This window comes from Streptomyces mutabilis (assembly GCF_014649815.1).
Lineage (GTDB): Bacteria > Actinomycetota > Actinomycetes > Streptomycetales > Streptomycetaceae > Streptomyces > Streptomyces mutabilis.
In genome coordinates this window covers 1-14,851 of the sequence record NZ_BMTT01000013.1, presented here as the reverse complement: position 1 = coordinate 14,851, position 14,851 = coordinate 1, and the positions used below count along the sequence as shown (strand labels likewise).

Below are 14,851 nucleotides of genomic sequence, written 5' to 3'. Positions count from 1 at the left end.
GTCCCCTCGGTCCCCTTATCCGACCTGCGGGTCGCCCTTCGTATACGTCAGGCGCTCCACGGCGCCCGGCTGGAAGTCGTCTTCGATCCTCTTGCCGTTGACGTAGAGCTCGATGGCGCCGGCGTCGCCGAGGACCAGCTTGACCTTCTCGTCGTCCTGGAAGGTCTTCGAGTCGCCCCGCTCGAGGATGTCGTCGAAGAGCAGTCGGCCGTTGTGGTCCTGGGCGGAGATCCAGCTGCGTCCGTCGGCGGCGGTGACCTTGACGGTCACCTTGTCCCGGGGCGCGGCGGCGATGGCGCTGTCGGTCGGGTCGGGTTCGGGGTTCGCGGGCTTCTTCGGCTCGGCGCTCGGCGAGGCCGACTCACCGGCCGTCGGCTGGGAGCCCTCGGCGACGCTCGCCTCGTTGCCGCCGTCGTCGCCCCCCTTGACGAACGTGAAGCCGACGAAGCCGATCACGGCGACGATCGCGGCGACCATGGCGGCGGTCCAGTTGGGTCCGCGCCGCTCGGGACGGATGCGTTCCGCCTCGAACAGGGGCGCGGCCGGGGTCGGTGCCGGACGCCCGCCGTGTTCGCCGTCGAACTGCGCGAGCAGATCGGCCGGATCGAGCCCGACGGCCTTGGCGAGGGTCCGGATGTGACCGCGCGCGTAGACGTCTCCGCCGCAGGGAGCGAAGTCGTCCGCCTCGATGGCGTGCACGATGGCGATCCGGACCCGGGTGGCGGTGGTGATGTCGTCGACGGTCAGCCCGGCGGCGATCCGCGCCTGCTGCAGGGCGCGGCCGACGGAGGGGCGGGATTCCCGAGGGGCGTCGCCGGAGGCCTCGTCAGGAACGTCTGGGGACACGTCTGCGATCGGACGCTCGTCTTCAGGGGAGTTGCCGATGGACACGGGGGCGCCTTTCGAGCGTTTAGCCGCCTGTGCTGGACGTTCAGTCTAGGGGGGGTACAAACGGGTGGGGCAACCGGGCGGTACGACTTTGTACGCCATCGGTATGGCCCGACATCCGATGGTGGACTATCTGTTTGTCACTTCCCTCAACTTGACGTACCCCAAGGGGGAACGGTTGCTCAATGATCCCTAACGGGTGAGTCACGATCGGACGGTGACCGTGACCCTCCGCCGGGGAGACACGTCGCGTACCGCTCCCTAGCCCTCAGACTCCCCCCGGATCACGGCGAGCACGCCGTCCAGCTCATCAGGCTTCACAAGAACGTCACGAGCCTTCGATCCTTCGCTCGGTCCGACGATGCTGCGCGACTCCATCAGGTCCATCAGCCGCCCCGCCTTGGCGAAGCCGACGCGCAGCTTGCGCTGGAGCATGGAGGTCGATCCGAACTGCGTGGAGACGACCAGTTCGGCGGCCTGGCAGAGCAGGTCGAGGTCGTCGCCGATGTCCTCGTCGATCTCCTTCTTCTGCTTGGTGCCGACGGTGACGTCGTCCCGGAAGACGGGCGCCATCTGCTCCTTGCAGTGCCGGACGACCGCCTGGACCTCCTCCTCGGTCACGAACGCGCCCTGCATACGGGTCGGCTTGTTGGCGCCCATCGGCAGGAAGAGGCCGTCGCCCTTGCCGATCAGCTTCTCGGCGCCGGGCTGGTCGAGGATGACCCGCGAGTCGGCGAGCGAGGACGTGGCGAACGCGAGCCGCGAGGGCACGTTCGCCTTGATCAGGCCGGTGACGACGTCGACGGACGGCCGCTGGGTGGCGAGCACCAGGTGGATGCCGGCCGCGCGCGCGAGCTGCGTGATGCGCACGATGGCGTCCTCGACGTCGCGCGGCGCCACCATCATCAGGTCGGCCAGCTCGTCGACGATCACCAGCAGGTACGGGTACGGCTGGAGCTCGCGCTCGCTGCCCTCGGGCGGCTTGACCTTGCCCTCGCGCACCGCGCGGTTGAAGTCGTCGATGTGCCGGTAGCCGTAGGCCGCGAGGTCGTCGTAGCGGAGGTCCATCTCCCGTACGACCCACTGGAGCGCCTCGGCGGCCCGCTTCGGGTTGGTGATGATCGGCGTGATCAGGTGCGGGATGCCCTCGTAGGCGGTCAGCTCGACGCGCTTGGGGTCGACCAGGATCATCCGGACGTCCTCCGGCGTCGCCCGCATCATGATCGAGGTGATCAGGCAGTTGATGCAGGACGACTTGCCGGAGCCGGTGGCGCCCGCGACCAGCATGTGCGGCATCTTCGCCAGCGAGTGCATGACGTAGCCGCCCTCGACGTCCTTCCCGAAGGCGACCAGCATCGGGTCGTCGTCCTCGGCGGACTCCGCGAGGCGCAGCACGTCGCCCAGGTTGACCATCTCCCGGTCGGTGTTGGGGATCTCGATGCCGACCGCGGACTTGCCGGGGATGGGGCTGATGATCCGCACGTCGGGGCTGGCGACGGCGTAGGCGATGTTCTTGGCCAGCGCGGTGATCCGCTCGACCTTCACGGCGGGCCCGAGCTCGACCTCGTAGCGCGTGACCGTCGGGCCGCGGGTGAATCCGGTGACGGCGGCGTCGACCTTGAACTCGGTGAAGACGGTGGTCAGCGAGGCGACTATGGCGTCGTTGGCGGCGCTGCGCGCCTTGCCGGGACCGCCGCGCGTGAGGAGGCCGAGGGCCGGCAGCGAGTAGGTGATGTCGCCGGAGAGCTGGAGCTGCTCGGCGCGCGGCGGAAGCTCCCGCTCCTGCGGGGCCGGCGTCTTGGTGAGGTCCGGGACGCCCGCCTTCTCTTCGGGGCCGTCCTTCTTGAGCTTCCCCGGCTGCGGGCGCGCCGCCGGAACCGGCGTCGGAGTCGGTGCCGACGACTCCCGCTCCCCCGTGCTCACGCCCTGGGTGAGGTCGGCGACCAGCGGCGACGGCGGCATCCCGTGCAGTACGGCACCGTCGAGGGCGGCAGCCGCGGCGGCGGCGACGTCCACGGCGTCCATCGGACGGTTCTTGTTGTCGGGATGCGGCACGGCGGACCGCCGGGGCCTGGTGCGGCGCCGGGCGAGCGCCTCCTGCTCCTCCCCGACGGGGTCGTACGGCTCGGCGGCCGGTCCGCCCCGCTTGCGTGACCGCGCGGGCAGCGCCTCGCGCCACTGCTCGTCGTACCGCTCGTCGTCCTCCGAGAACTCGTCGGCCTCCGGGTCGCGTACGAGGCCGAGCCGCACGCCGAGCTGCCGCAGCCGCTGCGGAACGGCGTTGACCGGGGTGGCCGTGACGACCAGCAGCCCGAAGACGGTGAGCAGCACGAGCAGCGGCACGGCCAGAACGTCCGTCATCGTGTACGACAGCGGCGTCGCCGCACCCCAGCCGATGAGGCCGCCGGCGTCCCTTATGGCGTGCATGCCGTCGCCGCGGGCCGGTGAGCCGCAGGCGATGTGCACCTGGCCGAGGACGCCGACGACGAGCGCGGACAGGCCGATCACGATCCGGCCGTTGGCCTCGGGTTTCTCCGGGTGCCGGATCAGGCGTACGGCGATGGCGCCGAGCAGGAGCGGGACCAGCAGGTCCAGTCGGCCGAAGGCGCCGGTGACGAGGATCTCGACGAGGTCGCCGACGGGCCCCTTGAGGTCGGCCCAGGTGCCCGCGGCCACGATCAGACAGACGCCGAGCAGCAGCAGGGCGACGCCGTCCTTGCGATGCGCCGGGTCGAGGTTCTTCGCGCCCTGCCCTACGCCGCGGAAGACGGCACCGACGGCGTGCGCGACGCCCAGCCAGAGGGCGCGTGCGACCCGGTAGACGCCTCCCGTCGGACTGGGCGCCGGCTTGGGCGCGGGCTTCTTCGCGGCGGCCTTCTTGGCGGGGGCCCTCTTCGCCGGAGCCTTCTTGGCGGGGGCCTTCTTCACCGGACCCTTCGCGGGAGCGGCCGCCTTCTTCGCGGGCTGCTTCTTGGCTGCGGAGGGACGTGAGGCCATAGGTGTGAGGTTACCGGGGGAGACGGCGGTCGACACGTGTGCCCACCGCTTCACCCGTTCGTGTCGCCTCCGCGTGAGAACGGAACTGACGCCTCCGGTACTGCCCCTGACGCGCCCTCATCGCTCGTGCTCCGCCGAGGGCGCCACCGGCCGCGCTCAGTTGACCGCGGCCTGCCCTCCGGACGAGCCCGGCTCCAGGGCGTCCAGCGCCCGCCGCAGTCCGGTGAGCTTGCGCTCCAGATGAGCCGCCGTCGCCACCGCCGCCGCGTCCGTCGACTCGTCACCCAGCTGCTTGGAGAGCGCCTCGGCCTGCTCCTCGACGGCCGCCAGCCGCGCCGACAGCTCGGCGAGCAGCCCCGCCGGCTCCTTGGCCTCGCCCGCCGGCTCCTTGCCGCCGCCCTCCAACTGGAGCCGCAGCAGCGCCGCCTGCTCGCGCAGCTGGCAGTTCTTCATGTAGAGCTCGACGAAGACGGAGACCTTCGCACGCAGCACCCACGGGTCGAACGGCTTGGAGATGTAGTCCACCGCCCCCGCCGCGTACCCGCGGAAGGTGTGGTGCGGACCGTGGTTGATCGCGGTGAGGAAGATGATCGGGATGTCCCGAGTCCGCTCCCGTCGCTTGATGTGGGCGGCGGTCTCGAAACCGTCCATGCCCGGCATCTGGACGTCCAGCAGAATGACCGCGAAGTCGTCCGTGAGCAGTGCTTTGAGCGCTTCCTCCCCGGACGATGCCCGCACCAGCGTCTGATCGAGCGCCGAGAGGATCGCCTCCAGCGCCAGCAGATTCTCCGGCCGGTCATCGACCAGGAGGATCTTGGCCTTCTGCACCATGGCCCGCCCTCCTCGCCCCGGCGTGGGGCCTCCCCTGTCCGCAGGACTTGGGGCAGCGCCGCCGGGGGCCACCCCAGGGGACGACTCCCTTGCGCCGCCCGTCCTTGTGCCGGTCATCGTAGCCGCACCCCGCCTGTCGCCACACCCTGTCACCGCGATGTCACTGTGCACGTAGCAGAAACGCGGCTGGGGACCAGAAGGTTCCCCGCATCCCGCGCTTCTACACGGCTCCGGGCACACTGAGTCAGCGACTCGGCGCGAACACCGGTGCTTCCCGCCACGCGTACACCCACGTTCGCACACCGTCCGAACGCGCCGTGCGGACGGTACCCGTTCACGCCGCCGACCGTCCTGCGACACGCCTCCGAGAGGCAGTACTCCGGCAGACGCCGGAACAGTGCCCGAACGTACCGCGGGCACGGTGCCCGAACGCACCGCTCCGTGCCCGCGGGGACCCGGCCCTCACGCCTCCCGCATCCACTGCTGCATCACCGTCAGCAGGTGATCGGGGTCGACCGGCTTCGTCACGTAGTCGGACGCGCCCGACTCGATGGCCTTCTCCCGGTCGCCCTTCATCGCCTTCGCGGTCAGCGCGATGATCGGCAGACCGGCGAACTGGGGCATCCGGCGGATCGCCGTGGTCGTCGCGTACCCGTCCATCTCGGGCATCATGATGTCCATCAGGACGACCGCCACGTCCTCGTGCTGCTCCAGCACCTCGATACCCTCGCGCCCGTTCTCGGCGTACAGCACGGACAGGCCGTGCTGCTCCAGGACGCTCGTGAGCGCGAAGACGTTCCGGATGTCGTCGTCGACGATCAGCACCTTCTGCCCGCCGAACCGGATGCCGCGGCTCGACTGCGGCGACGCGTCCCGCTCGGCGGGCGGCTGCTGCTCCGGCTGCGAGCCGGCCCCCCCCTCGGCCTCCGACGCGGCGCGGCGACGGCGCCGGAACAGGGCGGCGGCACCGCTCCGGGAGTCGTGGTACGACTCCACTTCGGCGGGGCGCTCGGTCTGCGCGCCCGGCAGCGCGATGCCGGCGCCCGGCGTGGCGAGCACCCCGCCGGGCTCCAGCGCCGGAAGGGGCTGCTGGTAGCCGTGCGCGGGCAACTCGCTCGGGTGCAGCGGCAGGTACAGCGTGAACGTCGATCCTCGGCCCGGCTCGCTCTGCGCGTGGATCTCACCGCCCAGCAGCTGCGCGATCTCCCGCGAGATGGACAGCCCGAGGCCCGTACCGCCGTACTTGCGGCTGGTGGTGCCGTCGGCCTGCTTGAACGCCTCGAAGATCACCCGCATCTTGCTGGCCGCGATGCCGATGCCGGTGTCGCTCACCGAGAACGCGATCAACTCCGCGTCGGGTCCGGTCATCGAACCGGCCTCCAGCAACTGCTCCCGGATGGCCTGCGGAACGTCGTCCCGGGCCGGCCGGATGACCAGCTCGACCGCTCCCGAGTCGGTGAACTTCACCGCGTTGGACAGCAGGTTGCGCAGCACCTGGAGCAGCCGCTGCTCGTCGGTGTGCAGCGTGGCGGGCAGCTCCGGCGACACCCGCACCGACAGGTCGAGACCCTTTTCCGCGGTCAGCGGCCGGAAGGTGGCCTCCACGTAGTCGACGAGCTGGACGAGCGCGATGCGCGTCGGGGAGACGTCCATCTTGCCCGCCTCGACCTTCGACAGGTCCAGGATGTCGTTGATGAGCTGGAGCAGGTCGGAGCCGGCGCCGTGGATCGTCTCGGCGAACTCGACCTGCTTGGGCGAGAGGTTGGCGTCCGCGTTGTCGGCGAGCAGCTTGGCCAGGATCAGCAGCGAGTTGAGCGGCGTGCGCAGCTCGTGCGACATGTTGGCCAGGAACTCGCTCTTGTAGCGCATGGAGACGGCGAGTTGCTCCGCGCGCTCTTCCAGGACCTGCCGCGCCTCCTCGATCTCGGTGTTCTTCACCTCGATGTCGCGGTTCTGCTGCGCCAGCAGCTCGGCCTTCTCCTCCAGTTCGGCGTTGGACGACTGCAGCGCCTTCTGCCGCTGCTCCAGCTCCTCGGAACGCTCGCGCAGTTGCTCGGTCAACTCCTGCGACTGCTTCAGCAGCACCTCCGTCTTGGTGTTGACGGAGATGGTGTTGACGCTGGTGGCGATCATCTCGGCGATCTGGTTGAGGAAGTCCTTCTGGATCTGCGTGAACGGGGTGAAGGAGGCCAGCTCGATGACGCCGAGCACCTGCCCCTCGAACAGCACCGGCAGGACGATCACCTGGGCGGGCGGGGCCTCTCCGAGCCCGGAGGAGATCTTCAGGTAGCCGCTCGGCGCGTTCTCCACGAGGATCGTGCGCTTCTCCTGGGCGGCCGTACCGACCAGCGCCTCACCCGGCCGGAACGAGGTGGGCATGGAGCCCATCGAATAGCCGTACGACCCGAGCATGCGCAGTTCGTACTGGTCGCCGTCGGCGCCGGCGTGCTCCTGGCCCTCGGCGTGCGGCATGGCGAGGAAGAACGCGCCGTGCTGCGCTGAGACCACCGGGGTCAGCTCGCTCATGATCAACGAGGCCACGTCCTGGAGGTCCCGGCGGCCCTGCATCAGGCCGGAGATGCGGGCCAGATTGCCCTTGAGCCAGTCCTGCTCCTTGTTGGCGATCGTGGTGTCGCGCAGGTTGGCGATCATCTTGTTGATGTAGTCCTGCAGTTCCTGGATCTCCCCGGACGCGTCCACGTCGATCTTCAGGTTCAGGTCGCCGCGGGTCACCGCGGTCGCCACGCGCGCGATGGCACGCACCTGCCGGGTCAAATTCCCGGCCATCTCGTTCACGGACTCCGTCAGGTCCCGCCAGGTGCCGTCGACGTCACGCACGCGTGCCTGACCGCCGAGCTGCCCCTCGGTGCCCACCTCGCGGGCCACGCGGGTGACCTCCTCGGCGAACGACGACAGCTGGTCCACCATCGTGTTGATGGTCGTCTTCAGCTCCAGGATCTCGCCGCGCGCGTCGATGTCGATCTTCTTGGTGAGATCGCCCTTGGCGATGGCGGTCGTCACCATGGCGATGTTGCGCACCTGACCGGTCAGGTTGGACGCCATCTGGTTCACCGACTCGGTGAGGTCCTTCCAGGTGCCCGCCACGCCCGGCACGTGCGCCTGACCGCCCAGGATGCCGTCCGTGCCCACCTCGCGGGCCACCTTGGTGACCTGGTCGGCGAACGAACTCAGGGTCTTGACCATGGTGTTGAAGGTGTCGGCGAGCTGCGCGACCTCACCGCGCGCCTCGATCGTCACCGTCCGCGTCAGGTCGCCGTTGGCGACGGCCGCGGCAACCTGGGAAATGTTCCTCACTTGAACGGTGAGGTTCTTCGCCATCAGATTGACGTTGTCGCTGAGGTCCTTCCAGATGCCCACCACGCCGGGCACGTGGGCCTGGCCGCCGAGGATGCCCTCCGTACCCACCTCGCGGGCCACCCGCGTGACCTGCTCGGCGAACGACGACAGCTGGTCCACCATGGTGTTGACGGTCGTGACCAGCTCGAGGATCTCGCCCTTGGCGTCGACGGTGATCTTCTTCGACAGGTCGCCCTTGGCGACGGCCGTCGTCACCTCGGCGATGTTCCGCACCTGCATGGTCAGGTTGTTGGCCATGCCGTTCACGGACTGCGTGAGGTCCTTCCAGGTGCCGGAGACCCCCTGCACCTCCGCCTGGCCGCCGAGAATGCCCTCGGTGCCCACCTCGCGCGCGACGCGCGTGACCTCCTGAGCGAACGACGACAGCTGGTCGACCATCGTGTTCAAGGTGTTCTTGAGCTCCAGGATCTCCCCGCGCGCGTCCACGGTGATCTTCTGGGACAGGTCACCACGGGCCACCGCCGTCGCGACCTGCGCGATGTTGCGCACCTGCGCGGTCAGGTTCCCGGCCATGCCGTTCACCGAGTCGGTCAGGTCGCGCCACACACCGGCCACACCGGGCACCTGCGCCTGACCGCCGAGGCGGCCCTCCGTGCCCACCTCTCGGGCGACCCTGGTGACCTGCTCGGCGAAGGACGACAGCTGGTCGACCATCGTGTTGATGGTGTTCTTGAGCTCCAGGATCTCGCCGCGCGCGTCGACGTCGATCTTCTGGGACAGGTCACCGCGCGCCACCGCCGTCGTCACCTGGGCGATGTTCCTCACCTGACCGGTCAGGTTGGACGCCATCGAGTTGACGGAGTCCGTCAGCTCCTTCCACGTGCCCGACACCCCGTCGACCCGTGCCTGACCGCCGAGGCGGCCCTCCGTACCCACGTCCCGGGCCATCCGTGTGACCTGGTCGGCGAAGCTGGAGAGCTGGTCCACCATCGTGTTCACGGTGTTCTTCAGCTGCAGCATCTCGCCGGAGACGTCCACGGTGACCTTCTGCGACAGGTCGCCGTTGGCCACCGCCGTCGTCACCTGGGCGATGTTCCTCACCTGACCGGTGAGGTTACGGAACGCCGTGTTGACCGAGTCCGTCAGGTCCTTCCACGTCCCCGCCGCCCCAGGCACCTGCGCCTGACCGCCCAGCTCACCCTCGACACCCACCTCACGGGCCACCCGCGTGACCTCGGCACCGAAGGCGGACAGCTGATCCACCATCGTGTTGACGGTGTTCTTCAGCTCCAGCATCTCGCCGGCCACGTCCACGGTGACCTTCTGCGACAGGTCACCGCTGGCCACCGCCGTCGTCACCGCGGCGATGTCGCGCACCTGGGTGGTCAGGTTCCGGAAAACCGTGTTGACGGAATCAGTCAGGTCCTTCCAGATACCCGCCGCACCCGGCACATTGGCCTGACCGCCCAGCTGCCCCTCGCCACCGGTCTCGTTGGCCACCCGCGTGACCTCGTCCGCGAAGATCCGCAGCGTCTCGGTCATCTGGTTGATCGTCTCGGCGAGCTGCGCGACCTCACCGCGCGCCGGAACAGTCACCTTCTTCGACAGGTCGCCGTTGGCGACCGCCGTCGTCACGTGGGAGATCTCCCGCACCTGTGCCGTCAGGTTCCCGGCCATGGTGTTGACGGAGTCGGTCAGCTCCTTCCACACCCCGGCCACGCCCGGCACCTGCGCCTGACCGCCCAGGGCGCCCTCGGTGCCCACCTCCCGGGCGACGCGCGTCACCTCGGAGGAGAACGCGGAGAGCTGGTCCACCATCGTGTTGACGGTGTTCTTCAGCTCCAGCATCTCGCCGGCCACGTGCACCGTGACCTTCCGGGACAGATCACCCTTGGCCACCGCCGTCGTCACCAGGGCGATGTCACGCACCTGAGCGGTGAGCCGGTACGCCATCGTGTTGACGGAGTCCGTGAGGTCCTTCCAGGAACCGGACATACCGCGCACCCTGGCCTGCCCGCCGAGCTTGCCCTCGGTGCCGACCTCGCTGGCGACCCGCGTGACCTCGTCCGTGAACGTCGACAACTGGTCGACCAGGTTGTTCACGGTCCGGCCGACCTTCAGGAACTCACCGCGCAGCGGCTGCCCGGTGCCCTCCGCCGTCTGCGTCCGCAGATCCATCCGCGGCGACAGATCACCGTCCGCCACCGCCGACAGCACCCGGCTGACCTCGGAGACCGGTCGTACGAGGTCGTCGACCAGGGCGTTCGAGTTGTCGATCGCGGCCGCCCAGGACCCCTCACAAGCGCCCGTCTCGAGCCGCTCCGTGAGTTTTCCCTCACGCCCGACCACGCGCCGCACTCGGGCCAGCTCCCCCGTGAGGTGCAGATTGCGGTCGGCCACCTCGTTGAAGACCGCCGCGATCTCCGACATCACGCCGTCGCCGGACACCGTGAGCCGCTTGCGGAAGTTGCCCTCCCGCATCGCCACCAGGGCCGCCAGCAACCGGTTCAGCGCGGCCGTGTCCACCGTCGTACTGCCGCCCCGCGATTTGCCCTGGTTACTCAGGGACTGTCCGCCTTTCGCGCGCGCCTTAGTGCCCCGCGTCGCTGCGCCAGACTCCACTGTGTCCCTCCCGCAGGGGTCGACCGTTACTGCTGTGCCCGGCCGCCACCGCTCGGCGGGCCGGTTACTGCCGCGTACTTCCTTTGCTGCTGGGCACGGCCCGCACGGATTCGCCGGACCGCTCCGAGGCTGCTGCCCGCCGCATCGGGTGCGCATTCAACCTGCCCAGACCTTCACTGGAAGCTTGCCCAGTGTTTCACCCCGGCTGAACCAGGCCATAACAGTTCGGCAGCTTCGCACATCGTCCGCACACCCTCTGGGCGGAAACACTGCAGACCGGCATCCGCGTGGACGGCGAAGGTAAGTAACCTTGCATGCGGCTGTCCAGCCACGCCGGTCCGTCCGGCCTGGGCGGTGGCACGGATACGAGCGGGCATCGGAGGGGCGGCCGGAATGACCACCGGACTGATCCCGGGGGAGCAGCCCCCGGATCCCGGGCCGACGGGTGGACTGCCGCAGCAGCGGCGCGAGCCGGTCGGCCATGAGGCCGTGCACGGGGAGAAAGGGTCGAGGAATTCTGTGATCACCGCGCGCGCGGCCGCCAGCTTCGAGCCCGTGGGACGATCGGTGGCGAGCGCCCGGTCCTTCGTCCGCGACACCCTGCAGGGCTGGGGCCATGCCGACATCGTCGACGACGCCGTGGTGCTCACCAGCGAGCTGGTGACCAACGCCGTGGTGCACGCCGGCACCACCGCCGACGTCGTGTGCCTGCGCAGCGACGACGGCGTCCGGATCGAGGTGGCCGACCACTACCCCGAGCGCGAGGTCCCGCTCCAGGGCTCCCCCGCCACCATGGGCAGCCTCGACCGCGAGGGCGGCCGCGGCCTCCAGCTGTGCGCGGCCCTGGCCGACCGCTGGGGCGTCGAGTACACGCCCACGCTGAAGAACGTCTGGTTCCATCTCCACCTGCCCGAGCGCCCGGTCGGCACCCGCGCCGCCGGGCCCTCCCTCCCCGCCGACCTGCTCCCGCTCGCCGACGGCCGCGTCCGCGTCGCCGTCGTCCAGATCGACCGCACCGGCGCCGTCACGTCCTGGAACGAGGACGCCGAGGAGTTGTTCGGCTACGCCGCCGAGCAGGTCGTGGGCAAGCCGCTGACCGACCTCGCCGCCTGGCCGCACACTCCGGGCACCAGCACCGGCATCGCCGAGGCACTCCAGCTGTCCCGCTGGGAGGGCAGCTACGGCATAAGGGGCGCCAACGGCCGCGTCACCCCGGTCTACGCCTCCCACCTCCGCGTCCGCGACGCAGGCGGCGAGCCCTCCACGGTCTGCCTGCTCGTGCGCGACCACGAACGCGCCGTCCTGCAGACACCGTTGCGCGTACCGGCCTCCGATCCCGGAGCCTCCTCCGAGGGCCAGAGCACCGATCCCTTCGAGGTGTTCATCGGCTCCCCCGCCCCGGACGACCTCGACGGCCTCCTCCAGCGCACGGTCGAGCGCGCCCGCGACATGCTCGACGCCGACGCCGCCTTCCTGCTCCTGGCGACCGACGACGAGACGGAGTTGGAGGTCCGCGCGTCCACCGGCCTGCCCTCCGCCCGCCAGCGCTTCGCCCGCGTCCCCGTCGAGGCCGGCCCGGGCCGCTACGGCTCCGCGCGCATGCCCGCCGTCCACGACGACCTGGCCGCGGTCCCCGGCGCCGTCCCGCTGCTCAACGGCACCGGCATGCGCTCGGTCGTCACCGTCCCGCTGAAGGTCGAGGGCCGCCTCACCGGCTCCCTGGGCGTCGCCGCGGAGGCCGCCGACCGGTACTCCAACGAGGAGGCGCTGCGCCTCCAGTTCGCCGCCGACCGCATCGCCCTGGCCGTCGAGTCCGCCCGCCTGGGCGAACTGGAGCGCCTGCGCCGGGGCTCGCTGAGCTTCCTGGTCGAAGCCTCCGACCTCCTCGCCGGCACCCTGGACCGCGACCAGACCCTGGCCCTCATGGCTCAGATGACGGTCCCGACCCTGGCCACCTGGTGCGCCGTCTACACCATCGCCGACCAGGCCTCGGAGCCGTACCTGTCCTACGTCCTGCACGAGGACGAGGAACTCATCGACGGCATCAAGTCCCTGCTGTCCAAGATCGCCCCGCCTGACCCGGTGCCCACCCCCGGCGCCCGTGTCTGGTTGGCACCCGGCGAGCTGGCCCACCAGGCCGCGCTGCGCACCTCCATGCGCGACCTGGGCCTGAACAGCGGTACGACGCCCCAACTGAACACCGGCATCGGCCCGACGCTGGTCACGGCGGCCGCGGTGGGCGGCGAGACCGTGGTCCTCCCCCTCGTCGCCCGCAACCGCGTCATCGGCATGCTCACACTCGGCAAGCCGACCGACGAGCACTTCCGCCAGGAGATTTTGGAACTCGCCGAGGACCTGTCCCGCAGGGCGGCCCTGGCCCTGGACAACGCCCGCCTGTACTCGGAGCGCACGGCCATCAGCCAGTCCCTCCAGCGCAGTCTGCTGCCCCCGGAGCTCCCCGTCATCGACGGCGTCGAGGTCGAGGTCATCTACCGTGCGGCCGGCGAGGGCAACGAGGTCGGCGGCGACTTCTACGACCTCTTCCCCATCAGCGACGACGCGTACGGCTTCGCCATCGGCGACGTGTGCGGCACTGGCCCGAACGCGGCGGCCGTCACGGGCCTGGCCCGGCACGCGCTGCGCCTGCTCGCCCGTGAGGGCCTGAGCGGCCCGGCGGTCCTGGAGCGCCTCAACTCCGCCATCCTCGACGAGGGCGCCCGCAGCCGGTTCCTCACCCTCCTGTACGGCGAGATGCGCCCGCAGGAGGACGGCGGCGCCGAGCTGAAGGTGGTCTGCGCCGGCCACCCCCTCCCCCTCCGCCTGCGCCAGGACGGCACGGTGGAGCCCGCCGCCGAGCCCCAGCCGCTCCTCGGCGTGATCGAGGACCTGGAACTCTACGAGCAGACGGTCACCCTCGACCCGGGCGACGTCCTGCTCTGCGTCACGGACGGTGTCACCGAACGGCGGGAGGGCACGCGCATGCTGGGCGACGACGGTCTCGCCGATGTCCTCACCACCTGCACGGGGCTGACGGCGGGCGCGGTGGCTGCCCGCATCATGCGCGCGGTGGAACGCTTCGCGTCGGACGCTCCGTCCGACGACATGGCGATTCTGGCGATGCGGGTCCCCGAGCCGCACGCGGACTGACTCTCCCGTCCCCGGGCATGCGAAAAGGCCCCGCCCGATTGGGCGGGGCCTTCAACTACGGAGCCCCCAAACGGAATCGAACCGTTGACCTTCTCCTTACCATGGAGACGCTCTGCCGACTGAGCTATAGGGGCCTGTCGCTTTCGAGGTTTCCCTCGCGGCAACGGAATAGATCATACCCCGAACAGACCGGTGCTCCCAACCACGCCTTTCAGAAGGCCGGCTGCAGCAGCCCACCCAAGGCATTGCAGGCGGACACGATCCGCTGCATGTCCCGCTTGGTCAATGCGGCGTCGACCGGCAGGCCGAGCGTCTCGTCGGCGGCCCGCTCGGTCTCCGGCAGCGACACGCACCGACGGAAGCCGGGCATCCGGTGCACGGGCGTCTTCACCGGCACTCGGCACTCGACTCCGCGCCCCCGCACGGCACGGGCGAAAGCGTCGCGGTCCGGCCGTCCGTTGCCCGGCACCCGCACCACGTACTGCTGATAGGTGTGCCCGTCCCCCCAGTCCGGCGTGCGCACCCCCTTCAACTTTCCGTCCAGATAGGCCGCCCGCTGCCGACGCTGCGCTATCTCGTCGTACGGCGCCTCGGACTCGCCCTGCTCCAGCACCAGCAGCCCGTGCCGCTGACCGACCGCGTGCAGCGGCGCCATGTCCGCCGGCCGTCCGAATCGGTGCACCACGACCACGGCGGCGGTACGGGGGGTCAGCGCCGCGTCCACCGCCGAGGCGTCCAGGCAGTACGTGGCGGGATCTATGTCGGCGAAGACCGGCAGAGCGCCGACCAGGGCGACGGCCTCGGCGACTTCCACATTCCCGAAGGCAGGTACGACGACCTCGTCGCCGACTCCAACGCCGGCGGCCCTGAGCATTGCTGCGGTACCCATACGGCCGATGCTCGTAGCGCAACGTGAACTTCAAGTAACGGGCAACAAAAAAGGGTTGGACCCGGAACCGAAGTTCGGGGTCCAACCCTTCTAAAGATTGTTCGGCGGCGTCCTACTCTCCCACAGGGTCCCCCCTGCAGTACCATCGGCGCTGTAAGG

At 70.0% G+C, this 14,851-nt stretch carries 6 protein-coding genes and 1 tRNA gene; 1 reads left to right on the top strand and 6 read right to left on the bottom strand.

The features are described 5' to 3' along the window. Positions 1 to 15 precede the first annotated feature (15 nt). The 4 genes from IE142_RS24180 to IE142_RS24165 all read right to left on the bottom strand — a co-directional run bounded on the left by IE142_RS24180 (position 16) and on the right by IE142_RS24165 (position 10,656). Complete coding sequence (locus tag IE142_RS24180) at positions 16 to 891, bottom strand: helix-turn-helix domain-containing protein (protein ID WP_191887713.1); 876 nt, start codon at positions 889 to 891, stop codon at positions 16 to 18. A 258-nt stretch (positions 892 to 1,149) separates the two neighbouring features. Beyond that, the gene (locus IE142_RS24175) at positions 1,150 to 3,885 is read right to left on the bottom strand and encodes a DNA translocase FtsK (protein WP_191887712.1); all 2,736 of its coding nucleotides are present in this window, start codon (positions 3,883 to 3,885) and stop codon (positions 1,150 to 1,152) included. A gap of 156 nt (positions 3,886 to 4,041) precedes the next feature. Then, the gene (locus IE142_RS24170) at positions 4,042 to 4,716 is read right to left on the bottom strand and encodes a response regulator (protein WP_043379189.1); all 675 of its coding nucleotides are present in this window, start codon (positions 4,714 to 4,716) and stop codon (positions 4,042 to 4,044) included. A gap of 462 nt (positions 4,717 to 5,178) precedes the next feature. Beyond that, entirely contained in the window at positions 5,179 to 10,656 is a 5,478-nt protein-coding gene (locus IE142_RS24165; protein ID WP_191887711.1) for a HAMP domain-containing hybrid sensor histidine kinase/response regulator, read from the bottom strand. Between the two features lie 393 nt (positions 10,657 to 11,049). Here IE142_RS24165 and IE142_RS24160 point away from each other — a divergent pair, with 393 nt between their 5' ends. Continuing rightward, entirely contained in the window at positions 11,050 to 13,803 is a 2,754-nt protein-coding gene (locus IE142_RS24160; RefSeq protein WP_191887710.1) for a SpoIIE family protein phosphatase, read from the top strand. Between the two features lie 61 nt (positions 13,804 to 13,864). Here IE142_RS24160 and IE142_RS24155 read toward each other — a convergent pair. Further along, positions 13,865 to 13,937 (bottom strand) — tRNA-Thr (locus tag IE142_RS24155). A 77-nt stretch (positions 13,938 to 14,014) separates the two neighbouring features. After that, entirely contained in the window at positions 14,015 to 14,677 is a 663-nt protein-coding gene (locus IE142_RS24150) for a DegT/DnrJ/EryC1/StrS family aminotransferase (RefSeq protein WP_229830868.1), read from the bottom strand. Positions 14,678 to 14,851: the final 174 nt, after the last annotated feature.

What these genes read in the sequence shown, in the direction of transcription:
- IE142_RS24175 (WP_191887712.1), bottom strand. Translation starts at nt 3,885, where the DNA reads ATGGCCTCACGTCCCTCCGCAGCCAAGAAGCAGCCCGCGAAGAAGGCG.
- IE142_RS24170 (WP_043379189.1), bottom strand. Translation starts at nt 4,716, where the DNA reads ATGGTGCAGAAGGCCAAGATCCTCCTGGTCGATGACCGGCCGGAGAAT.
- IE142_RS24160 (WP_191887710.1), top strand. Translation starts at nt 11,050, where the DNA reads ATGACCACCGGACTGATCCCGGGGGAGCAGCCCCCGGATCCCGGGCCG.
- IE142_RS24150 (WP_229830868.1), bottom strand. Translation starts at nt 14,677, where the DNA reads ATGCTCAGGGCCGCCGGCGTTGGAGTCGGCGACGAGGTCGTCGTACCT.